Here is a 24,665-nt window from a genome sequence, read left to right on the forward strand (position 1 = left end):
GGGCAATACAGGTCAGTGATTTGACGCATTGAATCTGCGTCGTAGGGAAGGTAAAGCAAGATGGTACAGGTGAGAGCACACCAGCCGATCAACACCGACGGCAGTATCAATCTCGAGGCTTGGCTCGATCATGCGGTCAGTGTCGATCTGGCACTGGATCGCGAAGCCTTGAAAGAGGCCTGTGAGTTCGCTCGACAGGCCGAGCAACAGTCCAATGCGGCCAAGAATCTCTGGACCGAAGGCAGCGGCAGTTTCAGCACCGGCCTCGAAATCGCGGAGATTCTTGCCGACCTCAAGCTGGATCAGGATTCGCTGGTCGCGGCGGTGCTTTACCGTGGCGTGCGCGAAGGCCAGATCGAACTGGCAGCGGTCAGCCAGCGCTTCGGTCCGGTGGTCGCCAAACTGATTGACGGCGTGCAACGCATGGCCGCGATCAGCGCCAGCCTCAGTCCTCGCCAATCGATGGTGATGGGCACTCAGGGCCAGGTGGAAAACCTGCGCAAGATGCTGGTGGCGATGGTCGACGACGTACGCGTCGCACTGATCAAACTTGCCGAACGCACCTGTGCGATCCGCGCGGTGAAAACTGCCGACGACGAAAAGCGCAACCGGGTCGCCCGGGAAGTCTTCGACATCTATGCGCCGCTCGCCCACCGACTCGGCATCGGTCATATCAAATGGGAACTGGAGGACTTGTCCTTCCGTTACCTGGAACCCGACCAATACAAACAGATCGCCAAGTTGCTGCATGAGCGGCGGCTCGACCGCGAGCGTTTCATCGCCGATGTGATGACGCAGCTCAAGGACGAATTGCAGGCCACCGGCGTCGACGCCGACATCAGCGGCCGGGCCAAGCACATCTATTCGATCTGGCGCAAAATGCAGCGCAAGGGTCTGGAGTTCAGCCAGATCTACGACGTGCGTGCGGTGCGCGTGCTGGTGCCGGAAATGCGCGACTGCTACACCGCGCTCGGCATCGTCCACACCCTGTGGCGGCACATTCCGAAAGAGTTCGACGACTACATCGCCAACCCGAAAGAGAACGGCTACCGCTCGCTGCACACCGCGGTGATCGGTCCGGAAGGCAAGGTGCTGGAAGTCCAGATCCGTACCCATTCGATGCACGAAGAGGCCGAGCTCGGCGTCTGCGCGCACTGGCGCTACAAGGGCACCGACGTCAAGTCCGGCTCGAACCACTACGAAGAGAAAATCTCCTGGCTGCGTCAGGTGCTCGAGTGGCACGAAGAGCTGGGCGACATCGGTGGTCTGGCCGAACAGTTGCGGGTCGATATCGAACCGGACCGGGTCTACATCTTCACCCCGGACGGCCACGCCATCGATTTGCCGAAGGGCGCGACGCCGCTGGACTTCGCTTACCGCGTGCACACTGAAATCGGTCACAACTGCCGCGGCGCCAAGATCAACGGGCGGATCGTCCCGCTCAACTACAGCCTGCAGACCGGCGAGCAGGTCGAGATCATCACCAGCAAGCACGGTACGCCGAGCCGCGACTGGCTGAACTCGAACCTCGGTTACGTCACCACGTCCCGGGCGCGGGCGAAGATCGTTCACTGGTTCAAGTTGCAGGCTCGCGATCAGAACGTCGCAGCCGGCAAGACCCTGATCGAGCGCGAACTCAATCGCCTCGGTCTGCCGGCGGTGGATTTCGACAAGCTGGCCGACAAGGCCAACATGAAAACCGCCGAAGACATGTTCGCCGCCCTCGGGGCCGGCGACCTGCGTCTGGCGCAACTGGTCAACCTGGCGCAACAACTGGTCGAGCCGGAGCGCGGCAACGAACAGCTGGAACTGATTCCACGCAAGGCCACCGGCTACAAGCCGGGCAAGCGCGGCGACATTCAGATCCAGGGCGTCGGCAACCTGATGACCCAGATGGCCGGCTGCTGCCAGCCGTTGCCGGGCGATGCGATCGTCGGTTACATCACCCAGGGCCGCGGCGTGAGCATTCACCGTCAGGACTGCGCCTCGGTGCTGCAACTGTCCGGGCGCGAGCCGGAGCGGATCATCCAGGTCAGCTGGGGCCCGGTGCCGGTGCTCACCTATCCGGTGGACATTGTCATTCGCGCCTACGACCGTTCCGGTCTGCTGCGTGACGTCTCGCAGGTGCTGCTCAACGAGCGGATCAACGTGCTGGCGGTCAACACCCGCTCGAACAAGGAGGACAACACAGCGCTGATGTCCCTGACCATCGAGATTCCGGGGCTGGACGCACTGGGGCGGTTGCTGGGGCGGATTTCCCAGTTGCCGAACATCATCGAGACGCGGCGTAACCGGACTCCATGAAATCGATCTACAGCCTTGAAGACCTGTTGCACCTGATGAACCGTCTGCGCGACCCGCAGTTCGGTTGCCCGTGGGACATCAAGCAGACTTACGCGACCATCGTCCCGCACACCCTCGAGGAAGCCTACGAAGTCGCCGACGCCATCGAGCGCGGCGACTTCGATCACTTGCAGGGCGAGTTGGGCGATCTGCTGTTTCAGGTGGTGTATTACAGCCAGCTGGCGCGGGAAGAAGGGCGGTTCGAGTTTGCCGGTGTGGTCGACAGCATCACCCGCAAACTGATCCGTCGTCATCCGCACGTGTTTCCCACCGGTGATCTGTATGCGCCGCTGGACGTGCCGCGCCTGAACGAAGAGCAGGTCAAGCAGCGCTGGGAGGAGATCAAGGCCGAAGAACGCGCCGAGAAATCCGCCGCGCCGCAGCAACTGTCATTGCTCGACGATGTGCCCGCCGCGTTGCCGGCATTGTCCCGCTCGGCCAAGTTGCAGAAGCGCGCCGGGCAGGTCGGTTTCGACTGGCCGGACGCGTTGCCGGTGCTGGACAAGGTGCGCGAAGAGCTTGATGAAGTGCTCGAAGCCATGTCCGAGAATGACCCGCAAGCGGTGGCCGACGAGATCGGCGACCTGCTGTTTTCCGTGGTCAATCTGGCCCGGCATCTGAAGGTCGATCCGGAAACCGCGCTGCGTGGCGCCAATGGCAAGTTCGAAAGACGTTTCCGATTTATCGAACAGGCATTGCGCGACACCCACCGACCCATAGAAGATTGCACCCTCGAAGAGTTGGACGCCCTGTGGGGTGAAGCCAAACGTCAGGAAAAGAATTTGCCCAGCTGCGGCTGAGCCGTTGCCCAAGTGAGTAAGCATCAATGAGCCTTTCCCTTCGCGACCAGTTGCTCAAGGCAGGACTGGTCAACCAAAAGCAGGCCAAACAGGTCAGCAAAGACAAGCAGAAACAACAACGTCTGGCCCACAAAGGCCAGATCGAACTGGACGACTCCCAGCAGCGCGCTGCCCAGGAAGCTCAGGCCGAGAAGGTCAAGCGCGACCAGGAGCTGAACCGTCAGCAGCAGGAGAAGGCCGAGGCCAAGGCCCGCGCCGCGCAGGTCAAGCAGTTGATCGAAGTCTCGCGTCTGCCGAAGCTGACCACCGAGGACTACTACAACTTCGTCGACGACAAGAAGGTCAAGCGCATCTCGGTCAACACGCTGATGCGCAACAAGCTCAGCAGCGGTTCGCTGGCGATCGTGCACCATGCTGGCGGCTACGAAGTGATTCCTCGTGAGGCGGCCCTGAAGATTCAGGAGCGCGATCCACAGCGCATCGTGCAGCTCAACGAGAAGGTTGAAGAGGTAAATGCCGAGGACGATCCGTACGCGGCTTATGTGATCCCTGATGATCTGATGTGGTAAACGGGTCCCGCCGGGCTGTGAAGCTGCGCTGAAACGCCCAATAACGACAAACCCCGCTCATGGCGGGGTTTGTCGTTTTCAATGCTGTGGTTTGATTCAGGCAGAGCGTTGGTCACGTTGCCGTTCGAGCAGTTCCAGTTCGGCCTTGTAGTTGTGGGCGTCGATCTCGTTGTGGAACATGCCGACCAGCAAGTCTTGTTGATGCACATCCCAGATCCGTACACCGGCGGCTACGCCTTCATGGGACATGTGTGAATCGTCGCGTTCAGTTACTTTTACAGTCATCTGCTAGCTCCAATCTCTGTTATCTGCAGCAAGGCGTGTGCAGGCCTCTGTTATAGAATTTGTTAGCCTGCTAAGTAAACGCTCGATTCGTGCAATGTATCCTTGCGAAATCTGCAACAGTGCTGGAGCCCGCCAAATACGCGACATTCGGTCGCAGGGCAGTAAGTTGCATGACAGAAGTTTCATCTTGGCGCTGCTGAAAAACGCTTTTCTCCAGGCGAAAAAAAACGCCCCGAACCAGTCGGGGCGTTTTCATGTGCGGCTCAGCGGAAGGGAATTACTTGCCTTCCCAACGCTTCAGCACGAGGGTGGCGTTGGTGCCACCGAAGCCGAAGCTGTTGCTCATCACGGTGTTGATGGTGGCGTTTTCGCGGGTCTTGGTCAGCACCGGCAGATCGGCCACTTCAGGGTCCAGTTCGTCGATGTTGGCGGAACCGGCGATGAAGTTGCCTTCCATCATCAGCATGCAGTAGATCGCTTCGTGAACGCCGGCGGCGCCCAGGGAGTGACCCGACAGGCTCTTGGTGGAGCTGATGGCCGGGGCCTTGTCGCCGAACACTTCACGCACACCTTTCATTTCCGCGACGTCGCCGACCGGAGTCGAAGTGCCGTGGGTGTTCAGGTAGTCGATCGGGGTGTCGACAGTGGACATTGCCATCTGCATGCAGCGGATAGCGCCTTCGCCGCTTGGAGCCACCATGTCGTAGCCGTCGGACGTCGCGCCGTAGCCAACGATTTCCGCGTAGATCTTCGCGCCACGGGCCAGAGCGTGCTCCAGCTCCTCGACCACGACCATGCCGCCACCGCCAGCGATGACGAAACCGTCACGGTCGGCGTCGTAGGCACGGGAGGCTTTTTCCGGGGTGTCGTTGCGCTTGCTGGACAGGGCGCCCATTGCGTCGAACAGGAACGACTGGCTCCAGTGCTCCTCTTCACCGCCACCGGCGAACACGATGTCCTGCTTGCCCATCTGGATCTGTTCCATGGCGGTACCGATGCAGTGAGCACTGGTGGCGCAGGCAGAAGCAATGGAGTAGTTCAGGCCCTTGATCTTGAACGGAGTGGCCAGGCACGCCGAAACGGTGCTGCTCATGGTCCGCGTTACACGGTATGGGCCGACGCGCTTGACGCCTTTCTCGCGCAGGATGTCCAGCGCTTCCATCTGGTTCAGGGTCGACGCACCACCGGAACCTGCGATCAGGCCGGTACGCGGGTTGGACACCTGCTCTTCGGTCAGGCCGGAGTCGGTGATGGCGTCTTTCATGGCCAGGTAGGCGTAAGCCGCAGCGTGACCGACGAAGCGATAGATCTTGCGATCGATCAGTTCTTCAAGGTTGAGGTCGATGGAGCCGGAAACCTGGCTACGCAGACCCATTTCGGCATATTCCGGGTTGAACCGGATGCCAGGGCGGCTTGCACGCAGGTTAGCGGAGACGGTCTCTTTGTCATTGCCCAGGCACGAAACAATGCCCAGACCAGTGATAACGACGCGGCGCATGCGAATAACCCTTAGAAGTTGTCAGTGGAGGTGAACACGCCGACGCGAAGGCCTTCGGCGGTGTAGATTTCGCGACCGTCGACAGTCACCGAACCGTCGGCGATGGCCAGGTTCAGCTTGCCTTTGAGGACGCGCTTGATATGAATGTTGTAGGTGACTTTCTTGGCGGTCGGCAGGACCTGGCCGAAGAATTTCACTTCGCCCGAACCCAGCGCACGGCCGCGGCCCGGCAGACCTTGCCAGCCCAGGAAGAAGCCGACCAGTTGCCACATGGCGTCCAGACCCAGGCAGCCCGGCATCACCGGATCACCCTCGAAGTGGCAAGCGAAGAACCACAGGTCAGGGTTGATATCCAGCTCGGCGACCAATTCACCTTTGCCGTACTTGCCGCCTTCTTCGCTGATCAGGGTGATGCGATCCACCATCAGCATGTTCGGGGCGGGCAGTTGCGCGTTACCTGGGCCGAACAGCTCACCGCGACTGCAGCGCAGCAGGTCTTCCCGAGTAAAGGCGTTTTGTTTGGTCATGCGAGCTCCTCAATAATCCCATGCGGCAGGTGGGGCAAATCTTCCCGACCGATCGACGCGTTCATGCCTCGAACCGGCAGCCTACTCATAGACTATTGCGTTGTGGTGAAAGTCACAGCACCAAGGACATGAATGTACACTTGTGCACTGAAATTTTTATTCAAGCCCCTTTTGAGGCTCGTTCGGGTGCCTAAGACTGCCGCACTTTCGCTTTTCACGCCAGTCGCAGATGCTCGAAAGGGCCTCCCTACTGCACCCAGCGCTGCAGAATCTGCTGCAGGTCATTACGTTTGAACGGCTTGGCCAGGTAATCATTCATCCCCGCCGACAGGCAGTTTTCGCGGTCGCCCTGCAACGCGTTGGCGGTCAGGGCGATGATCGGTACATGACCGCAGCCGGGCAGGCGGCGGATCTGTCGGGTCGCCTCGTAACCGTCGATGATCGGCAAGCGGCAATCCATCAGGATAGCTTCATAACGACTGCCCCCGGCACTGCGCACGGCCTGCATACCGTCGGTGGCGACGCTCACAGTGAAGCCCAGACTGCGCAACATTGCCTCGATCACGGTCTGGTTGACCGGATTGTCTTCCACCAGCAAGACATTGCGACCTTCGCCGTGCGCATTGCCATCGATTGCACGCGGCGCCGCCAGTGCAGGCAATGCCTGCTTATATAGAGCCAACGGAATTTCCAGGGTAAACACCGAGCCGCGACCTTCTTCGCTTTGCGCGCGCAAGGTGCCGCCCATTCGCTCGGCCAGGGTACGGGCGATCGGCAAGCCCAGACCGGTTCCGCCATAACGACGCGAAATCGAGCTGTCGGCTTGCTGGAACGCGTTGAACATCAATTCCAGGCTTTCCGAAGAAATCCCGATGCCGCTGTCGCGCACCGAGCAGGTGAACCACAGCAATTCGTGATCCAGCGACTGCCACTGGGCCTCGATGCTGACGCGCCCCTGCTCGGTGAACTTCAGCGCATTGCCCACCAGATTGACCAGGATCTGCCGGATCCGCGTCGGGTCGCCCTGCACCTGCAAGCCGCGCAGGTCTTCGGGGATCCGCAGTTGCAACTCCAGGCCTCGCTGCGCCGCACTGTGCTGGAACGACTGCGCGCACGCACCGATCAGGTCGGCGAGGTTGAATGGAATGTGCTCCAGCTCCAGTTCCGAACGCTCGATGCGCGAGAAATCCAGAATGTCGTTGATCACCTTGAGCAAATGCTCGGTGGACTCGGAGGCCAGCGCCGCGTATTCGATCTGCTCCTCGGTCATTTCGGTGGTTTCCAGCAGTTGCAGCATGCCCAGTACACCGTTCATCGGGGTGCGCAGTTCATGGCTCATCATTGCCAGGAAATCCGATTTGGCGTTGTTGGCCTTTTCCGCCTCTTCGCGGGTCTGGATCAGTTGCGCCATCGCTTGATGCTGTTCGCGGCTGGCCTGTTCCAGGGCCTGGGCCAGATTGTTGATGTGTTGCGAAAGGGCGCCCAACTCGGTGTCATCGACAATCGGCAGCGGGGTCTTGTAGTCGCCGTCCTGAATCGCCTTCACCGCATCGCCGATATCGCGGATCGGCTGCGACAGGCTGCCGGCCAGTCGCCGCGCCAGGACAAAGGTGAAGAGCAGAGCGAACAGCGCCAGAATCCCGGCTTTGAGCAGGATTTCCTGTTGGCGCTGACTGAAGGCATCGTTGGACAGACCGACGATCACCTGCCCCAGATAATCTTCGCTGGCGCCGCCGTTGCTGCTTTTGCCGTCCTGAAAGAAATCATTGTGCAGGGCAATCCGCTGCAGCCGCACCGGCGACTGGAACACTTCGACCTGATGCGGGCGTTTGTGCGTGTCCGACGGTTGTTCGACATACGCCAGAATGCGGTTGGCGCTGTCCTGTACTTCAAGAAAGCGTACGTTCGGCGTGGCCAGTGTGGCTTTGAGCAGGCTTTCCAGCACTTCGTTGTTGCCGGAAATCACCCCGTATTCGGTGGCGGGTGCGAGCTGGTTGGCGATCAGTTGACCGGTGTGGTTCAGCTCCTGACGCAAATCCTGGATGCGCACGAAGGTGAAAAAGCTGATCAGCAGCAAGGTCAGCAACAGCGCAGGACCCAGGCTGATCAACTGGGTGCGGGTATTGATGTCCCAACGGCGGAAAATCATGGGCGGCGCTCTCCTTGGGCCAGCTCTTCGGCAACAGACGCTTCATTCATCGGTTCTATCCCTAATGAACGAGCCACCTGCGCATTGCTTGATACTTTAAAACGCTCGGGATAGAGCGCTCTCGGCCAGGTGGCCGGCGGGCGGTCGAGCAATTCGTCGAGCACCGCCAGCCAATCGCTCTGATCGCTGTAAGTACTGGCGAGGCTGCCGGCACGTACGAACGAGACGTTCGGGCCGATCAGCGCCAGTTGCCGCGAATAGCTGCTGAGCAGCAGGTTTTTCGCGGTTTTCGGGTTGTACAGGTCAGGATCGTCGAGACCCAGCAGCACATCGCTGTTTTTCAGCACGGTCTGCAACGGGCGACTGTCGTGGGTGTTGTCCCAGCGCTGCGGGACGATTTGCAGATTCAGCGGCTGGGCGGCCGATTGCAGCTCCTTGAGCAGGAACTCGCTGTGCTGATCGAACAGCACGCCGACTCGCTGAGCCTGGGGCAGGATCCGTCGGATCAACTGCAACTGGCGACTCAGCGGCGGATCGCTCCACAGCAGACTCAAGTGGGGCGGTTGCGCGGTGCCGAAGCGTTGTCGGGCCTGCAAACGGCTGATGCGCAGGACCAACGTCGCCGGCCCCTGGGGTTCCTGCATGCGCCAGTCGAGGCTCGGCAGGTCCAGCAGAATCAGGCGCAGGCTGGACGGCAGCTTGCCCGGCGCCGGCAGGCTCGCCAGTGGCTGGAAATGTACGCGGTCGGTGGGGCGCAGTTCGCTCAGGGCCTGGACGAACGATTGCACGCCGGGGCTTTCCTCTGCGCCGGTCAGCAGAATGTCGGCCGCCTGCACCGCCACGCCGTGCAGCCAGGCTGTCAGGAACAGGCACAGCCCGGCCAGCCATTGGGCGGCCGTTGGCATCTTCCGCGACAGGGCGTAGCGCATCTAGAACTCCAGCTCGGCGCTGAAGTACATCACCCGGCGTTCGTCGTAGTTGTTGTCGACGAAGGTGGTCGGCTCATTGTCCAGACGCTGTTGCAGCACCCCGGCCAGTTGCAGTTGGGCCTTGCCCAGCGGGATGCGTTTGGCGATGCGCGTGTCGACCCGCTCGAAGCGATAGCCGTTGAGGGCGTTGTCACCGTAATAGAAGAGGGCGCTGTTCCAGCCCTGACCCCAGTCGCGCAGCCAACCGGCCGAGCCGCTGTTGCGCGCGGTGAACTGCTGGTCCAGCGGGTTGCTCGCCTCGGCGTCGACGTAGGCGTAAGTCAGGCGCAGCCGATCGGCCGCACTCAGGCGCCAATCCACCTGGGTCTCGGTGCCGCGAAAGCGCGAGTCGTTGGCGTTGCTGGCGATGTACTGATTGTTGCGCAGCGGCTCGCTGATCATCCCGGTGATTTCGTCGTAGAACAGCTTCACGTCCAGCGCCAGGCCCCATTCAGGGAAAAAGCCGTTGTAGCCCAGTTCCCGCGAGCGCATGTGCTCCTGGTCCAGATCGCCGGGGCCCCGGGTCTTGACGAAGTAGCGGGCCGAAGACTGGCCGAAGGCGGACGGGCGCAGGTTGGTCACCTGATAACTCCAGTTGACGTTGTTCTCGAACATGTCCGGTGAACGGATCGCTTCCGAGTACACCGCACGAAGGCTGTGGCGCGGGTTGATCAGGTAATTGACGGCAAACCTGGGCGTCAGCGAACTGCCGATCAACTGGGTGTTTTCAAACATGGCGCCACCCTGCAACAGCCAGTGTTCGCTGGCGCGCCATTCCAGTTGGCCGAACGCACGCCACGTGGTGTCGTCCAGCGTTCCGTTGAAATAGGTCTCGGAATCGGCCCGGTCGTAACGATAGTTCAGGCCGCTGACCAGACGCAGACTGTCGGACAGGCTGAGGGTGTCCTGTAATTCCAGGTCATAGCGCGATTCCCGGGCGCTCTGGTCGATGTCGCCGCACAGAGTCCGGCCGGCGCCATTGCGCCATTGATCGAGCACTTGATTGGCCAAGGCCATTTCCGTGGGTGTGCCGGGTGCAGCACCAGGCCCGACGAAGCGGGTGATGTTGCGCGCCAGTTGTTCGGTGTAGTTCGGGTTGAGTTGCCACAACTCCGTCAGCTGCGGGCTGAACGACACCTCGGCATCGCAGGCGCGCCAGGTCTGCTGGCGATCCCAGTGTTGCGCCGAGCCTTGTACATAAAGGCTGTGATCGGGGTTGATGTCCAGATTCCAGCGCACCGAACCGGCGTAATCCTTGGCGATCACGTCGGAATTGTTCCCGGCGGCGGTAATCCCCGAGAACACCGGGCGGTAGGTATAGGGCCGCTGGTTGGTCCCGTCCTTGGCGTTGAGCTGCCAGTCCACGCTCTGGTTGTCGCTGAGGGTCTGGCTGACCGCAAGGCTGAAGCGGTTCAAGCGGCGGCTGTCGCGGTAATCGGCGCCGGTGCGGTCGCTGTCGAAGCCGTCATCTTCCTGGCCGGACAGCGACAGGCGCAGGTCGCCGCCATTCCAGCCTGTTCCCTGACTGGCATAGAAATCGTTGATGCCGCGTTGGCCACGGGTGATTTTCAACCGTGTGCCGTGGCTGTCGGCCGGGTTGCGAGTGATGATGTTGACCACCGCCATCAGCGCGTTGGCGCCATAGCTGACAGTGTTCGGGCCGCGAAAGACTTCGATGCGCTCGATGTCTTCCATGGCTACCGGGATGTCGCTCCAGTCCACCGTGGCCAGGCCGGCGCGGTACACCGAGCGGCCGTCGATCAGTACCTGCATGCGCCGTGCTTCGGTGGCGTTGGTGCCGTGATAGTTCACCACCGCCTGATTGCCGCTGATGTTGCCGACCATCATCCCCGGCACCAGGCGCAGCAGCTCGCTGATGTCCCGGGCGCCGCTGGCGTTGATCAGTTCGCTGTCGAGCACGGTCATGCTGCCGGGGACTTCCGCCGGGGACTGTTTCAGGCGCGTGGCCGTGAGGATCTGGGGCAAGGCCTCGCTGTCGAGAAACAGGTCGTCCGCCAGCAACATCGGGCTGAACAGCAGCGCCAACAGCAGGGACGAACGCGGGGAGGGAGTGCCAGAAAACACGACGCAGCCTTGATAGCAAAGAATTGGCGCGCATGTTAACCGAGGACAGTGACTTTTCCAGTCACGTTGCGGGCATTTTCCTCGGTTTTATTGGTCTTCTTCCTACAAGTGCCGGTAATTGACGCCGGGGCTGTCCGAGAAGGGGCCGCTCCGTATAATGCCCGCATCGCCACTGGTATGGATTAACGGATTACATATGACTGAACAGCGCCCGATTGCGGTCCTGGGAGGCGGAAGTTTCGGTACCGCCGTGGCCAATCTGTTGGCCGAGAACGGCCATCAAGTCCGGCAGTGGATGCGTGACCCCGAACAGGCCGAGGCCATCCGGGTCAATCGCGAGAACCCGCGTTACCTCAAAGGCATCAAGATTCTGCCCGGCGTGACGGCGGTCACCGACCTGCAGGCAACCCTCGATGCCTGCGAATTGTGTTTCGTGGCGTTGCCGTCCAGCGCGCTGCGCACGGTATTGGCGGCTCATGCCGAGCGCCTGAGCGGCAAGATGCTGGTCAGCCTGACCAAAGGCATCGAAGCTCACACCTTCAAACTGATGAGCCAGATTCTCGAAGAGATCGCCCCGCAGGCGCGTATCGGCGTGCTGTCCGGGCCGAATCTGGCACGGGAAATCGCTGAACACGCGCTGACCGCCACGGTAGTCGCCAGCGAAGACGAAGAACTGTGCAAAGAAGTGCAGGCCGCGCTGCATGGCCGCACCTTTCGCGTCTACGCCAGTGCCGACCGTTTCGGCGTGGAACTGGGCGGCGCACTGAAAAACGTCTATGCGATCATCGCCGGCATGGCGGTGGCGCTGGAGATGGGCGAGAACACCAAGAGCATGCTGATCACTCGCGCCCTGGCCGAGATGACCCGGTTTGCGGTGAATCAGGGGGCTAACCCGATGACCTTCCTCGGTCTGGCCGGGGTCGGCGACCTGATCGTCACCTGCTCGTCGCCGAAAAGCCGCAACTATCAGGTCGGTTTCGCCCTCGGTCAGGGCTTGAGCCTCGACGAAGCGGTGTCGCGCCTCGGTGAAGTCGCTGAAGGGGTCAACACCCTGAAAGTGCTCAAGGCCAAGGCCCAGGAGGTCGGCGTGTACATGCCGCTGGTCGCCGGGCTCCACGCGATCCTGTTCGAAGGGCGCACGCTGGATCAGGTGATCGGCCTGTTGATGCGCGCTGAGCCGAAGACCGACGTCGACTTCATTTCCACCAGTGGTTTCAACTGATTGCTTTTTATTTCAGGGCAAGGGAGCTAGACATGAACGATCCGAAAACCGAAGCCAAGTACGAATCCATCCTGCTGCGGGTGTTGTGGATGATCGTTTACATCGTGGTCTGGCAGGTGGCGCAGTTCATCCTCGGCGCGGTGGTGCTGGTGCAGCTTGTGTATAGACTGATCTATGGCGCTCCAAGCGCCGGTCTGATGAATTTCGGTGACAGCCTGAGCCAGTTCCTGGCCCAGATCGGCCGGTTCGGCAGTTTCCACAGCGACCAGAAGCCCTGGCCGTTCGCCGACTGGCCGGCGCCGCGTACTCCGGAAGGTGAGGCGCCACACGTTGTTGCGCCAGCACCGCATCCGGCCCGGGATGAGGAACCCAAACTATGAAACTCTGGGTATTGCGTCACGGTGAGGCCGAGCCCTATGGCTCGCGCCCCGATTCGGAGCGGGAACTGACCGCTCACGGTCGCAAGGAAGTGCTCAGCAGCGCCGCCCGGTTGATGGGCCAGCCACTGACGGCCATCTACGCCAGCCCGTACTTGCGGGCGCAGCAGACCGCGCAACTGGTGCGCGAGGCGTTGGGTTTCGAGCCGGAGATCCGTACGGTCGAATGGCTGACGCCAGAGGTCGATCCGGATCGCGTCGCCGAGCAACTGGTGTCGGTGAGCAATGTGCTGCTGGTCAGCCACAATCCGCTGGTCGGGCATCTGCTCAGTTACCTGCAACACGGCGCCGGCTATCCGCCCGAAAAGGTCAGCACCGCCGGGCTCGCCGAGCTCGAACACAGCGAGTTGCTGATCGGGTCGATGACGCTGAACAGCCTCAAGCATCCGTGAAATTTTTTGTATGAAATAGTCAACCAAGCACTTGCTTGGTTGACTACGCTTGCTCCATCCCAAAAAGAAAGGAGCGAGTCGCATGTCTGCTGCTTTTCGATTGCCGCTGGACGTGTTCTACGAGCGCGAGGCCCGGCACCCGCGCCAACGCTTCCTGGTGCAGCCCATCGGCGGTGGGCAGGTCGAAACGCTGACCTGGGCCGACGTCGGCCATCAGGCCCGCTGTGCCGCGCACTGGCTGCGCTCCCGGGAGTTGCCCCAAGGCAGCCACATCGCGCTGATTTCGAAAAACTGTGCCCACTGGATCATCGCCGACCTGGCGATCTGGATGGCCGGACACGTTTCGGTGCCGCTCTATCCCAATCTCACTGCCGACTCGGTCAATCAGGTCCTCACCCATTCCGAAAGCGTGCTGGCGTTCATCGGCAAACTGGATGACTGGCCGGGGATGTCGACCGGTGTGCCGGTGGGTTTGCCGACCATCAGCCTGCCGCTGCACCCGCCAGGCACGTTCGATTTCAACTGGGACGACCTGCAACGCAGCTCACCGATCCAGGACGATCCGCGACCCGCCGCCGATCAACTGGCGACCATCATTTACACCTCCGGCACCACCGGCCTGCCCAAGGGTGTGATGCACAGTTTCGCCAATCTCGGTTTCGCCACCACCCGTGGCACGCAGTTGTTCGGCCTCAATGAAAACGATCGTCTGCTGTCCTATCTGCCGCTGTGTCATGTGGCCGAACGGATGTTCGTCGAACTGGCGTCGATCTATACCGGGCAGACGGTGTTCTTTGCCGAGAGCCTCGATACCTTTCTCACCGATCTGAAACGCGCGCGGCCCACAGCGATGTTTGGCGTGCCGCGGATCTGGACCAAATTCCAGATGGGCGTGTACGCGAAGATCCCCGCCAAACGCCTGGATTTCCTGCTCGGTTTGCCTTTCATCGGCAAGCGGGTCGGGTACAAAGTTCTGGCCGGGCTGGGGCTGGATGCCTTGCGTGTGGCCTTGTCCGGTGCCGCGCCGGTGCCGCAGGCCTTGCTCGACTGGTATCAGAAACTCGGGCTGGATGTGCTGGAGGTCTACGGCATGACCGAGAGCTGCGGCTATTCGCACATCTGCCTGCCGGGTCAGTACAAGCAGGGTTGGATCGGCCAGCCTTGCCCTGACGTCGAAGTGCGGATCGATGAATCCGGCGAAGTGCAGGTGCGCAGCCAGGCCAACATGCTCGGCTATTTCAAGGAACCGCAGAAAACCGCCGAGACGCTGACCGCCGATGGTTTCCTGCGTACCGGTGACAAGGGCGAACAGGACGCCGAAGGCCGTTTGCGCCTGACCGGGCGGCTCAAGGAAATCTTCAAGACCAGCAAAGGCAAGTACGTCGCCCCGGCCCCGATCGAAAACCGCCTCGCCGTGCATACGCGGATCGAGCAGGTCTGCGTGGTCGGCGATGGTTTGAGTGCACCGCTGGGGCTGTGTGTGCTTTCGGCCGCCGGACACGAGGAAGCGCGACCGCAAATGCATTCGAGCCTGGAAAAGTTGCTGGAGGAGGTCAACGGTGCCCTCGACAAGCACGAGCGCCTGCGGCGTCTGGTGGTGGTCAAGGACAGCTGGGCGGTGGAAAACGGCTTTCTCACGCCGACCCTGAAGATCAAGCGCAACGTCATCGAAGACACCTACGGCGCACGCTTCGAAGAATGGAGCGAGCGCAGCGAGGCGGTGCTGTGGCAGGATTGAGTGACGATCAAAACAACAAAGGAAGCCTGCGATGACCTTGTGGCGCACCACTCCCAACATCGAGCAGTTGAACGCAATCCAGAAAAACACCATCGGCGAAGTGCTGGACATCCGTTTCGAGTCCTTCGACGAAGAGTCCCTGACCGCCAGCATGGTGATCGACCATCGCACCCACCAGCCTTATGGCCTGTTGCATGGCGGTGCGTCGGTGGTGCTCGCCGAAACCGTCGGCTCGATGGCCAGTTACCTGTGCATCGATGCCAGCAAGTTCTATTGCGTGGGTCTGGAGATCAACGCCAACCATCTGCGTGGATTGCGCAGTGGACGGGTAACGGCGGTGGCCAAGCCGATTCACATCGGCCGCACGACCCACGTCTGGGACATCCGCCTGACCAGCGATGAAGGCAAGGCCAGTTGCGTGTCGCGTCTGACCATGGCGGTGGTGCCGCTGGGTGAGCAGCCGCCGGCGCGCTGACCGATCCGTCATAGCCCTGACCGGACTGTCATCATTCCTGGCAGTTACGGTCATTGCTGTGAAGCGCGGTCTTACGGACAATCAACGCCTGTTTACCGCTCATGGATCTACCGGTATGTCGCAACCGATCTTTTTCGCCCACGCCAACGGGTTCCCGTCGGGCACCTACGGCAAGCTGTTCTCGGCGCTGGCGCCCGAGTTCCGGGTGACGCATCTGGAGCAGCATGCCCACGACCCGCGTTTTCCGGCGGGTGACAACTGGTACCACCTGGTCGACGAGCTGATTCATCACCTGCAACAACAGGACGAGCCGGTGTGGGGCGTTGGCCATTCCTTCGGCGGAATGCTGCATCTGCACGCCGCGCTGCGTTGCCCGGAGCTATATCGCGGGGTGGTGATGCTCGACTCTCCGGTGCTGACCCGCACCGATCGCTGGGTGATCCGTGCTGCCAAGCGTTTTGGCTTTATCGACAGACTAACCCCGGCCGGGCGTACGTTGGGACGACGCGAAGAGTTCGCCGACCTCGACAGCGCTCGCAGCTATTTTGCCGGCAAGACCCTGTTCCGCGGGTTCGATCCCGAGTGCTTCGACGCCTACCTGCAACACGGCTTGCACAAGGTTGGCGACAAGCTGCGCCTGCGCTTCGATCCAGCCACCGAGATCAGTATTTATCGCGGTGTGCCGCACACCAGCCCCGGGCGTACCCGCCAGCTCCAGGTGCCGCTGGCAGTGGTGCGCGGGCACAAGAGTCGCGTGGTGATGAACCATCACACCCGCTTCGTCGGCCGTCTGCCTCAGGGCGAGTCGCTGACTGTGCCCGGCGGCCACATGTTTCCGCTCGAACGCCCGCAGGACACCGCGCAACTGCTGAAAAACCTGTTCACTCGCTGGGAAAACCGCCAGCACAAGGATTGCGCATGAGCCCGGCGGTCGAAGAGGTGCGTCTGAGCCTGCCGCATATCGAACTGGCGGCGCATCTTTTCGGCCCGGAAGACGGGTTGCCGGTGATTGCCCTGCATGGCTGGCTGGACAACGCCAACAGCTTTGCCCGTCTGGCCCCGCAACTGAAAGGCTTGCGCATCGTGGCGCTGGACATGGCCGGTCACGGCCATTCAGGACATCGTCCGGTTGGAGCGGGTTATGCGTTGTGGGATTACGCCCATGACGTGCTGCAAGTCGCCGAACAACTGGGCTGGAAGCGCTTCGGTCTGCTCGGGCATTCGCTGGGCGCGATCGTTTCGCTGGTGCTGGCAGGCTCGTTGCCGGAGCGCATCACCCATCTGGCATTGATCGACGGGGTGATTCCTCCGACGGACAAAGGCGAAAACGCTGCCGAACGCATGGGTATGGCCCTGCAGGCGCAGCTCGATCTTCGGGAAAAACGCAAACCGGTCTACAACACCCTCGACCGGGCCATCGAAGCACGCATGAAAGGTCTGGTGGCGGTCAGTCGTGAAGCCGCCGAACTGCTGGCGCAACGAGGCCTGATGCCAGTGCCCGGCGGTTACACCTGGCGCAGCGACAATCGTCTGACCCTGCCATCGCCATTGCGTCTGACTCAGGAACAGGCGATGGCCTTCATCCAGCGCATTGCCTGTCCTACGCAATTGGTGGTGGCGGCCGACGGCATGCTGGCCAAACATCCCGAGCTGCTGGAGCGTCTACCCTTTAACCGGGAACAGCTGCCAGGCGGGCACCATCTGCACCTGAATGACGAGTCGGGTGCGGTTCTTGTCGCAGACTGTTTCAATCGGTTCTTCGCCATTCCTTGACTTGCCCCGGGCAACTGTCGAGGCTGGGCGGGTTGAAATGGGAGACAACCACAATGGATTTCTACACCGCTGCGAACCCGAATAGCCAGAAAGGCGCCCCGGCCATGCCGATCCGATGAGCCTGTCCATGCGATCTTTCAGTCTGCTGGCTCTGTGCTGTTTCAGTCCCGTGTTGCTCGCTGCCGACCTGCCGGGCAGTCAGGATCTGGCGATCGTGCCGCGTCTGGCCGATGCGCAGATCGTCGACTATCGCCCTCCCGTGGAACTGGAGCGGATTTACCCGATGGGCTCGATCCGCAAGATCAGCGGCCAGTTGCGTTTCGACGGCCAGGTCGGCGCCCGTGGGCAAACCACCTCGGTCACCTACGAGTTACCGCCCGAACATTCCGCCAATGAAGCGTTCACCGTCGCCCGCGAGGCCCTGCAAAAAAAGGACGCCGAGCTGTTGTTCTGGTGTCAGGCCAGGGATTGCGGCGAAAGCAGCCTGTGGGCCAATGAAGTGTTCGGCAACGCCAAGCTGTACGGCGCCGACGAGCAGCAGGCCTATCTGCTGCTGAGGCTGGCGGCGCCTCGTGACAACACGCTGGTGGCGCTGTACAGCATCACTCGCGGCAATCGCAAAGCGTATCTGCACGTCGAACAGTTTGAAGCCGCCACGCCATTGGGTGATCTGCTGCCGACGTCTGCGACCCTGTTGCGACAGTTGAAAGACACCGGTGAGCTGAAGTTGCCGAAACTGACCGGCGATCCCGACGACACCTGGCTGCGTCTGCTGTCCCGTGGCCTGAACCTCGACACCACGTTGCGGGTCACGGTCTCCGGGCCCAAGGCCGAGGCCTGGCGTCAGGCGTTGATCGTCCAGGGTGTGCGTGCGGCACGCATGGAGACCGCTAATGTCGAAGGTACCGGCCTGCGCATCGATCTGTTGCGATAAGGTGTCTCTGGCGGGCACGTTTGGCGTGTTCGCCTACTCTTTGCCTGACTGACTTTTTCGAGATTTCACATGCCCAATAATGATCGTCTGCTGGTGCAGATCCTGTTGCTGGTGTTGTTCGGCGCCAGTTTCTGGGTGATGGCGCCGTTCTGGTCGGCGCTGTTCTGGGGCGCGGTGCTGGCGTTCGCCAGTTGGCCGCTGATGCGCCTGCTGACCCGTTGGCTCGGCGGCCGCGAATCTCTGGCGGCAAGTATCCTGACCCTGGGCTGGATGGTGCTGGTGGCGGCACCGCTGGTATGGCTGGGGTTCAACCTGGCCGATCACGTGCGCGATGCCACGGTGTTCATCAAGGATGTGCAGGTCGATGGTCTGCCGGAAGCGCCGGCCTGGCTCGGCACGATTCCGCTGGTAGGGGAGCGGCTGGTCGGGTTCTGGAACAGTGTCGATCAGCAGGGTGCGGCGCTGATGGTGTCGATCAAGCCTTACCTGGGGCAGGTCGGCAACTGGCTGCTGGCGCGCAGTGCGCAGATCGGCGGCGGGATTCTCGAGCTGACCCTGAGCATTGTCTTCGTGTTCTTTTTCTACCGTGACGGGCCGCGGCTCGCGGCGTTCGTGCACAGTCTGCTGGAGCGGTTGATCGGTGATCGTGCCGGGTACTACATCGAGCTGGTGGCCGGCACCGTGCAGCGGGTGGTGAACGGGGTGATCGGTACGGCGGCGGCGCAGGCCATTCTGGCGCTGATCGGCTTCCTGATTGCCGGGGTGCCGGGGGCTCTGGTGCTGGGGATCGTGACGTTCCTGCTCAGTCTGATTCCGATGGGGCCGCCGCTGGTGTGGATTCCGGCCACGGCGTGGCTGGCCTGGAAGGGTGAGTACGGGATGGCGGTGTTTCTCGGGATCTGGGGGACGTTCATCATCAGCGGCGTGGACAACGTGCTCAAGCCGTACCTGATCAGCCGTGGCGGGAATCTGCCGCTGGTGATTGTGTTGCTTGGGGTGTTTGGCGGGTTGATTGCGTTTGGGTTTATCGGGTTGTTTATCGGGCCTACGCTGTTGGCTGTTGCTTATAGTTTGTTGACGGATTGGAGCAAGAGTCAGGGGCGGGTTGAGGATCGGCGTTGACGGTGGGCCTTGGCGGCCTTTGGGCCGGCCAGGCTCTGGGTTGTTTTGGGTGAATATCCGTTTCTTCGGTAACGGCGGCTTATGGTTTCGCCCTTACGGCGACTCACTTTTTTACAAGCGCCTAAAAAAGTAAGCAAAAAACGCTCGCCCCGGCGTTCGGCCCTCGCAGGCTCGGGTTCCTTCGCTCCGGTGTCCCTCCGGGGGCATCGACTTCGTCGATGAGTTCGGCTTCGCCGCACGGCACTACGTGCCAATCCCCGGATGAACACCTCCACTCAGCCTTCCGAAGGGGCGGGTGGATCAAGATCAAAAGCGTTGTCGAGCTAACGCTCATCCTGTTTTTGGATTACCTCACGTCGCCACATTCAAATACTTGCCCACCGACGCCGCACTATCGAGCGAATACTGCTTGCTCAGATTGGCAATCATCCGGTTCAACGCTTCAGTCGTGGTTTGAGTAGTACTGGCAGTCTGTTCATCGCTCGGACGCTGGTGTCCCGCCTGCAACGCGGCCTTCAATTCATCACTGCTCACGCCACCGCTGCTGTCGCTATCCAGCACCTTGAGCAACGCCGCGCTGGTGTCGCTGCTGTTCGACGAGGTGCTGTCGCTGGCCTGCAACGCGCTGCTCAATTCGGTCGCCGTCACATTTCCATCACCGTCCGCATCAAGCTGGCTGAACAGTTCGTCACTGGAAACCCGGGGTGGCGGCGGTGGTGGCGGGGTGAGGCTGGCGGTGAGTTCGTCCTGGCTGACGACGCCGTCCTTGTTCTTGTCCAGGGCGGAGAAGATTTTGCTGCTGTCGGCGGTGCTGCCGGCGCTGGTCAGGCCGCTGCTCAGTTCGTCGCCGCTGATGGCGCCGTCACCATCGGTGTCCAGGGCTTTGATCAGGGCGTCGGCCAGGTCGGTGTTGGGGGCCTGGTCGTGGTCGGGTGGTGGGGGTGGGGCCATGGCGGCCATTTCGTCGGCGCTGAGGCTGCCGCTGCTGTCGCTGTCCAGGTCGCCGAATTGTTTGCTCAGGTTGACCAGCAAACCGTCGTTGGATTTTTGCGACAGGGCGCTGTTCAGTTCGTCCTGATCCACCGCGCCGTCGCCGTTGCTGTCGAGTTTGGCGAACAGTTCTTTTTGCAGTTGCTGGCTGCGGGCGTTTTGCGTGGTGGTGCTGCTGGTGCTGGTGTAGCTCGTGTAGTTGCTCACGCTACCGATCATCGGGCTCTCTCCTTGGGCTGGAAAACCGGTTTGTGTACCGGCTTATGCAGCGTCAAGGCGGGAGGTGTCGTGGGTATGTGGATTTTGTACCGGGCGGTACACAGTCGGCTTCAGTGGCGGGGCAGGCGAATCACGGCGGTAAGGCCGCCGCCGGGGGTTTCTTCGAGGTTGAGTTGTCCGCCCTGGCGTTGCGCGGCTTCCCGGGCGATGGTCATACCCAGGCCGACGCCGCCGGAGTTGCGGTTGCGCGAGCCTTCCAGGCGGAAGAACGGTTCGAACACCGCTTCACGCTTGTCCGCAGCGATGCCCGGGCCGTGGTCGATGACGCGGATCAGCAGTTGCTCGCGCTGATCCTGCAGCTCGATATGCGCTTGCCCGGCGTAGCGCAAGGCGTTGTCCATCAGGTTGTTGATGCAGGAACGCAAGGCCATCGGCTGCACCTGCAAGGGCGCGCAGTGGCCGCTGACCTGCACGTCGGCGCCCTGGTCCTGGGCGTTCTCGCACAGGGACTCGACCAGCGCCTGCACGTCCATCAGTTGCAGCGCTTCGCTGGTGCGTTGTTCGTGCAGGTAGGTGAGGGTGGCGTCGAGCATGCCGATCATGTCGTTGAGATCCTGACGCATCTGGCCCTGAAGTTTGTCGTCGTCGATCTTTTCCAGGCGCAGTTTCAGCCGCGACAGCGGTGTGCGCAGGTCGTGGGAGACGGCGCCGAGCATTCGCGCGCGTTGCTGCACCTGTTCGCGAATCCGCTGCTGCATCAGATTGAAAGTGTGCGCCGCCTGGCGTGCTTCGCGGGGGCCGGATTCGTCCAGCGGCGGACTGTCGAGGTTTTCACTGAGGCGTTCGGCAGCGTCACTCAGGCGCTGGATCGGGCGGCTCAGCAGTTTGGCGCCGTACCACGCAGCGATCATCAATGAGAGGAACTGAAAGGTCAGCGGCACCAGCGGCCCGCCGAACCACGGGCGTGGGGGGCGCCGTGGGAAGCGCGGATCTGGCGGTGGCCGTTGGCCGTCGATCCCTTCGGAAAACTCCGGTGGTGGAGGCGGCGGTGGCGGGCCGTAATGGTGGAACCAAGCGAAAGCCAACAGGTGCGCCAGGACGATCGCCACGAACAGCACGCCAAACAGGCGACCGAACAGCGTGTCGAAGCGCGCCCGCATCAGCCGATATCCCGTGCGTCGAACAGGTAACCCTCACCGCGTACGGTTTTGATCAACTGTGGGGCTTTCGGGTCGTCGCCGAGTTTTTGCCGCAGGCGCGAGACCAGCAGGTCGATGCTGCGGTCGAACGCTTCGATCGAGCGGCCACGGGCGGCGTCCAGCAACTGTTCGCGGCTGAGCACCCGACGCGGGCGTTCGATGAACACCCAGAGCAAGCGGAATTCGGCGTTGGACAGCGGCACGACCAGGCCATCGTCGGCGATCAACTGGCGCAGGACGCTGTTCAGGCGCCAGTTGTCGAAGCGAATGTTCGCACGCTGTTCGGTGCGGTCGTCGCGCACCCGGCGAAGAATCGTCTGGATCCGCGCCACCAGTTCCCGGGGTTCGAACGGTTTGGCCATGTAGTCATCGGCACCCAGTTCCAGGCCGATGATGCGGTCGGTGGGTTCGCAACGGGCGGTGAGCATCAGGATCGGGATGTCCGATTCGGCGCGCAGCCAGCGGCACAGCGACAGACCGTCTTCGCCGGGCAGCATCAGGTCGAGCACCACCACGTCGAAATGTTCGGCCTGCATCGCCTGGCGCATGGCCGCGCCGTCGGTGACGCCGCTGGCGTGAATGTTGAAACGGGCCAGGTAGTCGATCATCAGTTCACGGATCGGCACATCATCGTCGACGATCAAGGCCCGGATGCTCCAGCGCTTGTCGTCTTTCTGCTCTTCATTCACGGAGACTTGGGAGTTGTGCATGAGGCTGTTCATCTGCCAGTAAGCCGCCAACCACAAAGATAGGCTGCGAGGTTGTGGTTTCAGCATAGGCGTCCAGCCGTGAGGCGGGAAGGGCTGCTGTAAGGACTTGTTGCGGCTGGCGAGGCTAGCGCGGACGCATGTTGTCGGCGTGTCGGTTGTGTATCGGCTTCGACACAATACCCTGCAAGGCTATGCTGATCACGTCCGGCGCGACGATTTACCGATCATCGGGTGCCGCGCCGCCGCCGGTTCCGCTACAATGCGCGCCGATTTCGACTTGCCTGAGAGCCCATCCATGTCCGCCTGCCAGACTCCTATCATCGTCGCCCTGGATTTCCCCACCCGTGACGCCGCACTGAAGCTGGCCGACCAGTTGGACCCGAAACTGTGCCGGGTCAAAGTGGGCAAGGAACTGTTCACCAGTTGCGCCGCGGAAATCGTCGGCACCCTGCGTGACAAGGGTTTTGAAGTATTCCTCGACCTGAAATTCCACGACATTCCCAACACCACGGCGATGGCGGTCAAGGCCGCTGCCGAGATGGGCGTGTGGATGGTCAACGTTCACTGCTCCGGCGGCCTGCGCATGATGGCGGCCTGCCGTGAAGAGCTGGACAAGCGCAGCGGCCCGCAACCGTTGCTGATCGGCGTGACTGTGCTGACCAGCATGGAGCGCGAGGATCTGGCGGGTATCGGTCTGGACATCGAGCCGCAGGAGCAGGTGCTGCGCCTGGCTGCATTGGCCGAGAAGGCCGGGATGGACGGTCTGGTGTGCTCGGCGCTGGAAGCCACGGCGTTGAAAACCGCTCACCCGTCGCTGCAACTGGTGACGCCGGGGATTCGTCCGGCCGGCAGCGCCCAGGACGACCAGCGTCGCATCCTGACCCCGCGTCAGGCGCTGGATGCCGGTTCCGACTATCTGGTGATCGGCCGTCCGATCAGCCAGGCGGCGGATCCGGCCAAGGCACTGGCCTCGGTGGTCGCCGAACTGGCCTGATCGAACAGCTGAAGATGCAATGAAGGGAGCCCGATGGCTCCCTTCATTGTTTCAGACCTTCAACACCAGCTTGCCGAAGTTCTCGCCGCTGAACAGTTTGCCCAGGGTCTCCGGGAATGTTTCCAGGCCTTCGACGATGTCTTCCTTGCTCTTGAGCTGACCCTTGGCCATCCAGCCGGCCATTTCCTGGGCGGCACTGGCGTACTGCGCGGCGTAATCCATCACCACGAAGCCTTCCATCCGCGCGCGGTTGACCAGCAGCGACAGGTAGTTGGCCGGGCCTTTGACCGCTTCCTTGTTGTTGTACTGGCTGATGGCGCCGCAGATCACTACGCGCGCCTTGACGTTCAGACGGCTCAGCACGGCGTCGAGGATGTCGCCGCCGACGTTGTCGAAATACACGTCCACGCCTTTCGGGCATTCGCGCTTAAGGCCGGCCAACACGTCTTCGCTCTTGTAGTCGATGGCACCGTCAAAGCCCAGTTCGTCGATCAGGAACTTGCATTTGTCGGCACCGCCAGCGATGCCGACCACCCGGCAACCTTTGATCTTGGCGATCTGCCCGGCAATGCTGCCGACCGCACCCGCTGCCCCGGACAACACCACGGTGTCGCCGGCCTTCGGTGCGCCGACATCGAGCAGGGCGAAGTAGGCGGTCATGCCGGTCATGCCCAATGCGGACAGGTAAACCGGCAGCGGTGCCAGTTTCGGATCGACCTTGTAGAAACCTCTTGGCTCGCCAAGGAAATAATCCTGCACGCCAATGGCACCGTTGACGTAGTCGCCGACCGCAAACCCCGGGTTGTTCGACGCGATGACTTTGCCTACACCCAGTGCGCGCATGACTTCACCGATACCTACCGGCGGGATGTAGGACTTGCCCTCGTTCATCCAGCCGCGCATGGCCGGGTCGAGGGACAGGTATTCGTTCTTGACCAGGATCTGTCCCGCCGTCGGTTCACCCACCGGTACTTGCTGATACGTGAAGGTCTCGCGGGTGGCGGCGCCCACCGGGCGTTTGGCGAGCAGGAACTGACGATTGGTCTGGTTAGTCATGACAGGCACTCAACGGGATGAAGCCTTGTTGATAGACCCTCCTTGGTGATGCCGCAAGGTTGGCTGACGAGGCGAATGCAGGTCGATCAAACAGGGTGATAGTGGCTGTCACGGTTTTATCACTGCGATTCATGGGCGGTTAAACGGCCTTCTGATAGTGCTGCCGCTGTCGGGGTGGCT

Annotated in this window: 23 protein-coding genes; 13 read left to right on the forward strand and 10 right to left on the reverse strand. The window is 61.7% G+C overall.

The window, feature by feature from the left end; genetic code table 11:
• Nucleotides 1–60 precede the first annotated feature (60 nt).
• Genes relA through AC1RR7_RS18410 form a run of 3 tightly spaced genes read left to right on the forward strand, consistent with a single transcriptional unit; the run spans nt 61 to nt 3,712 of the window.
• Nucleotides 61–2,304, forward strand: coding sequence for a GTP diphosphokinase (relA, locus tag AC1RR7_RS18400; protein ID WP_096818008.1), 2,244 nt, complete (start codon nt 61–63; stop codon nt 2,302–2,304).
• A 5-nt stretch (nt 2,305–2,309) separates the two neighbouring features.
• Complete coding sequence (gene mazG, locus AC1RR7_RS18405; protein ID WP_493158116.1) at nt 2,310–3,143, forward strand: nucleoside triphosphate pyrophosphohydrolase; 834 nt, start codon at nt 2,310–2,312, stop codon at nt 3,141–3,143.
• Between the two features lie 26 nt (nt 3,144–3,169).
• A complete protein-coding gene (locus AC1RR7_RS18410; protein WP_007957793.1) occupies nt 3,170–3,712 on the forward strand; it encodes a DUF2058 domain-containing protein in 543 nt (180 codons plus the stop codon).
• A 96-nt stretch (nt 3,713–3,808) separates the two neighbouring features.
• Here the strand turns inward: AC1RR7_RS18410 and AC1RR7_RS18415 are convergent, their stop codons facing one another.
• The 6 genes from AC1RR7_RS18415 to AC1RR7_RS18440 form a co-directional block, all read right to left on the reverse strand.
• Nucleotides 3,809–3,997, reverse strand: a complete 189-nt coding sequence (locus AC1RR7_RS18415) for a hypothetical protein (RefSeq protein WP_096818006.1) — start codon at nt 3,995–3,997, stop codon at nt 3,809–3,811.
• Nucleotides 3,998–4,274: 277 nt separating this feature from the next.
• Entirely contained in the window at nt 4,275–5,495 is a 1,221-nt protein-coding gene (gene fabB, locus AC1RR7_RS18420; RefSeq protein WP_096818004.1) for a beta-ketoacyl-ACP synthase I, read from the reverse strand.
• Nucleotides 5,496–5,506: 11 nt separating this feature from the next.
• On the reverse strand, nt 5,507–6,022 hold the full coding sequence (fabA, locus tag AC1RR7_RS18425; RefSeq protein ID WP_003227150.1) for a 3-hydroxyacyl-[acyl-carrier-protein] dehydratase FabA: 516 nt from the start codon (nt 6,020–6,022) through the stop codon (nt 5,507–5,509).
• A 247-nt stretch (nt 6,023–6,269) separates the two neighbouring features.
• A complete protein-coding gene (locus AC1RR7_RS18430; protein WP_493158106.1) occupies nt 6,270–8,171 on the reverse strand; it encodes an ATP-binding protein in 1,902 nt (633 codons plus the stop codon).
• Nucleotides 8,168–9,100: an ABC transporter substrate-binding protein gene (locus AC1RR7_RS18435; protein WP_192558734.1), complete on the reverse strand. Its 933-nt coding sequence runs from the start codon at nt 9,098–9,100 to the stop codon at nt 8,168–8,170. The genes AC1RR7_RS18430 and AC1RR7_RS18435 overlap by 4 nt, the downstream gene beginning before the upstream one ends.
• On the reverse strand, nt 9,101–11,164 hold the full coding sequence (locus AC1RR7_RS18440) for a TonB-dependent receptor plug domain-containing protein (protein WP_493158117.1): 2,064 nt from the start codon (nt 11,162–11,164) through the stop codon (nt 9,101–9,103).
• A gap of 256 nt (nt 11,165–11,420) precedes the next feature.
• On the opposite strand from AC1RR7_RS18440, the gene AC1RR7_RS18445 reads away from it, so the two are divergent.
• From AC1RR7_RS18445 to AC1RR7_RS18485, 9 genes are all read left to right on the forward strand, one after another.
• Nucleotides 11,421–12,446: an NAD(P)H-dependent glycerol-3-phosphate dehydrogenase gene (locus AC1RR7_RS18445; RefSeq protein WP_096817996.1), complete on the forward strand. Its 1,026-nt coding sequence runs from the start codon at nt 11,421–11,423 to the stop codon at nt 12,444–12,446.
• A gap of 32 nt (nt 12,447–12,478) precedes the next feature.
• The gene (locus AC1RR7_RS18450) at nt 12,479–12,826 is read left to right on the forward strand and encodes a DUF4389 domain-containing protein (protein WP_096817994.1); all 348 of its coding nucleotides are present in this window, start codon (nt 12,479–12,481) and stop codon (nt 12,824–12,826) included.
• Nucleotides 12,823–13,275: a phosphohistidine phosphatase SixA gene (gene sixA, locus AC1RR7_RS18455; protein ID WP_085710970.1), complete on the forward strand. Its 453-nt coding sequence runs from the start codon at nt 12,823–12,825 to the stop codon at nt 13,273–13,275. Before AC1RR7_RS18450 ends, sixA begins: the two co-directional genes overlap by 4 nt.
• Nucleotides 13,276–13,357: 82 nt before the next feature.
• Nucleotides 13,358–15,013: an AMP-binding protein gene (locus AC1RR7_RS18460; RefSeq protein WP_493158107.1), complete on the forward strand. Its 1,656-nt coding sequence runs from the start codon at nt 13,358–13,360 to the stop codon at nt 15,011–15,013.
• A gap of 31 nt (nt 15,014–15,044) precedes the next feature.
• A complete protein-coding gene (locus tag AC1RR7_RS18465) occupies nt 15,045–15,488 on the forward strand; it encodes a hotdog fold thioesterase (protein ID WP_007957810.1) in 444 nt (147 codons plus the stop codon).
• Nucleotides 15,489–15,603: 115 nt separating this feature from the next.
• Nucleotides 15,604–16,410 carry an alpha/beta fold hydrolase gene (locus AC1RR7_RS18470; protein WP_102620994.1) on the forward strand — a complete coding sequence of 269 codons (807 nt, stop codon included), beginning with the start codon at nt 15,604–15,606 and terminating at the stop codon, nt 16,408–16,410.
• Nucleotides 16,407–17,261: an alpha/beta hydrolase gene (locus tag AC1RR7_RS18475; RefSeq protein WP_493158108.1), complete on the forward strand. Its 855-nt coding sequence runs from the start codon at nt 16,407–16,409 to the stop codon at nt 17,259–17,261. Before AC1RR7_RS18470 ends, AC1RR7_RS18475 begins: the two co-directional genes overlap by 4 nt.
• A 127-nt stretch (nt 17,262–17,388) precedes the next feature.
• Nucleotides 17,389–18,195 (forward strand): DUF4892 domain-containing protein, encoded by an 807-nt coding sequence (locus tag AC1RR7_RS18480; protein ID WP_493158109.1) that lies wholly within the window; start codon nt 17,389–17,391, stop codon nt 18,193–18,195.
• A gap of 69 nt (nt 18,196–18,264) precedes the next feature.
• Complete coding sequence (locus tag AC1RR7_RS18485) at nt 18,265–19,317, forward strand: AI-2E family transporter (protein ID WP_096817984.1); 1,053 nt, start codon at nt 18,265–18,267, stop codon at nt 19,315–19,317.
• Nucleotides 19,318–19,668: 351 nt separating this feature from the next.
• On the opposite strand, the gene xopAW is transcribed toward AC1RR7_RS18485, so the two are convergent.
• The 3 genes from xopAW to AC1RR7_RS18500 form a co-directional block, all read right to left on the reverse strand.
• Nucleotides 19,669–20,526, reverse strand: coding sequence for a XopAW family type III secretion system calcium-binding effector (xopAW, locus tag AC1RR7_RS18490; RefSeq protein ID WP_493158110.1), 858 nt, complete (start codon nt 20,524–20,526; stop codon nt 19,669–19,671).
• 110 nt (nt 20,527–20,636) lie between these two features.
• On the reverse strand, nt 20,637–21,686 hold the full coding sequence (locus AC1RR7_RS18495; RefSeq protein WP_493065940.1) for a sensor histidine kinase: 1,050 nt from the start codon (nt 21,684–21,686) through the stop codon (nt 20,637–20,639).
• Entirely contained in the window at nt 21,686–22,435 is a 750-nt protein-coding gene (locus tag AC1RR7_RS18500) for a response regulator (protein WP_085710962.1), read from the reverse strand. The genes AC1RR7_RS18495 and AC1RR7_RS18500 overlap by 1 nt, the downstream gene beginning before the upstream one ends.
• Before the next feature lie 295 nt (nt 22,436–22,730).
• Between AC1RR7_RS18500 and pyrF the strand changes: the two genes are divergently transcribed.
• On the forward strand, nt 22,731–23,429 hold the full coding sequence (pyrF, locus tag AC1RR7_RS18505) for an orotidine-5'-phosphate decarboxylase (protein WP_007960372.1): 699 nt from the start codon (nt 22,731–22,733) through the stop codon (nt 23,427–23,429).
• 51 nt (nt 23,430–23,480) lie between these two features.
• Here pyrF and AC1RR7_RS18510 read toward each other — a convergent pair whose 3' ends face one another.
• A complete protein-coding gene (locus AC1RR7_RS18510; RefSeq protein ID WP_096817979.1) occupies nt 23,481–24,485 on the reverse strand; it encodes an NADP-dependent oxidoreductase in 1,005 nt (334 codons plus the stop codon).
• Nucleotides 24,486–24,665 lie beyond the last annotated feature (180 nt).

This window comes from Pseudomonas sp. GW821-FHT11G12, assembly GCF_058808055.1.

Excerpts from the sequence above, each read along its gene's own strand:
- relA (WP_096818008.1), top strand. The coding sequence starts at position 61 with ATGGTACAGGTGAGAGCACACCAGCCGATCAACACCGACGGCAGTATC.
- sixA (WP_085710970.1), top strand. The coding sequence starts at position 12,823 with ATGAAACTCTGGGTATTGCGTCACGGTGAGGCCGAGCCCTATGGCTCG.
- AC1RR7_RS18435 (WP_192558734.1), bottom strand. The coding sequence starts at position 9,100 with ATGCGCTACGCCCTGTCGCGGAAGATGCCAACGGCCGCCCAATGGCTG.
- AC1RR7_RS18460 (WP_493158107.1), top strand. The coding sequence starts at position 13,358 with ATGTCTGCTGCTTTTCGATTGCCGCTGGACGTGTTCTACGAGCGCGAG.
- AC1RR7_RS18470 (WP_102620994.1), top strand. The coding sequence starts at position 15,604 with ATGTCGCAACCGATCTTTTTCGCCCACGCCAACGGGTTCCCGTCGGGC.
- AC1RR7_RS18450 (WP_096817994.1), top strand. The coding sequence starts at position 12,479 with ATGAACGATCCGAAAACCGAAGCCAAGTACGAATCCATCCTGCTGCGG.
- pyrF (WP_007960372.1), top strand. The coding sequence starts at position 22,731 with ATGTCCGCCTGCCAGACTCCTATCATCGTCGCCCTGGATTTCCCCACC.
- AC1RR7_RS18480 (WP_493158109.1), top strand. The coding sequence starts at position 17,389 with ATGCGATCTTTCAGTCTGCTGGCTCTGTGCTGTTTCAGTCCCGTGTTG.
- AC1RR7_RS18415 (WP_096818006.1), bottom strand. The coding sequence starts at position 3,997 with ATGACTGTAAAAGTAACTGAACGCGACGATTCACACATGTCCCATGAA.
- AC1RR7_RS18500 (WP_085710962.1), bottom strand. The coding sequence starts at position 22,435 with ATGCACAACTCCCAAGTCTCCGTGAATGAAGAGCAGAAAGACGACAAG.
- AC1RR7_RS18510 (WP_096817979.1), bottom strand. The coding sequence starts at position 24,485 with ATGACTAACCAGACCAATCGTCAGTTCCTGCTCGCCAAACGCCCGGTG.
- fabB (WP_096818004.1), bottom strand. The coding sequence starts at position 5,495 with ATGCGCCGCGTCGTTATCACTGGTCTGGGCATTGTTTCGTGCCTGGGC.
- AC1RR7_RS18485 (WP_096817984.1), top strand. The coding sequence starts at position 18,265 with ATGCCCAATAATGATCGTCTGCTGGTGCAGATCCTGTTGCTGGTGTTG.
- AC1RR7_RS18465 (WP_007957810.1), top strand. The coding sequence starts at position 15,045 with ATGACCTTGTGGCGCACCACTCCCAACATCGAGCAGTTGAACGCAATC.
- AC1RR7_RS18445 (WP_096817996.1), top strand. The coding sequence starts at position 11,421 with ATGACTGAACAGCGCCCGATTGCGGTCCTGGGAGGCGGAAGTTTCGGT.
- xopAW (WP_493158110.1), bottom strand. The coding sequence starts at position 20,526 with ATGATCGGTAGCGTGAGCAACTACACGAGCTACACCAGCACCAGCAGC.
- AC1RR7_RS18430 (WP_493158106.1), bottom strand. The coding sequence starts at position 8,171 with ATGATTTTCCGCCGTTGGGACATCAATACCCGCACCCAGTTGATCAGC.
- AC1RR7_RS18440 (WP_493158117.1), bottom strand. The coding sequence starts at position 11,164 with ATGTTGCTGGCGGACGACCTGTTTCTCGACAGCGAGGCCTTGCCCCAG.
- AC1RR7_RS18475 (WP_493158108.1), top strand. The coding sequence starts at position 16,407 with ATGAGCCCGGCGGTCGAAGAGGTGCGTCTGAGCCTGCCGCATATCGAA.
- AC1RR7_RS18495 (WP_493065940.1), bottom strand. The coding sequence starts at position 21,686 with ATGCGGGCGCGCTTCGACACGCTGTTCGGTCGCCTGTTTGGCGTGCTG.
- fabA (WP_003227150.1), bottom strand. The coding sequence starts at position 6,022 with ATGACCAAACAAAACGCCTTTACTCGGGAAGACCTGCTGCGCTGCAGT.
- AC1RR7_RS18410 (WP_007957793.1), top strand. The coding sequence starts at position 3,170 with ATGAGCCTTTCCCTTCGCGACCAGTTGCTCAAGGCAGGACTGGTCAAC.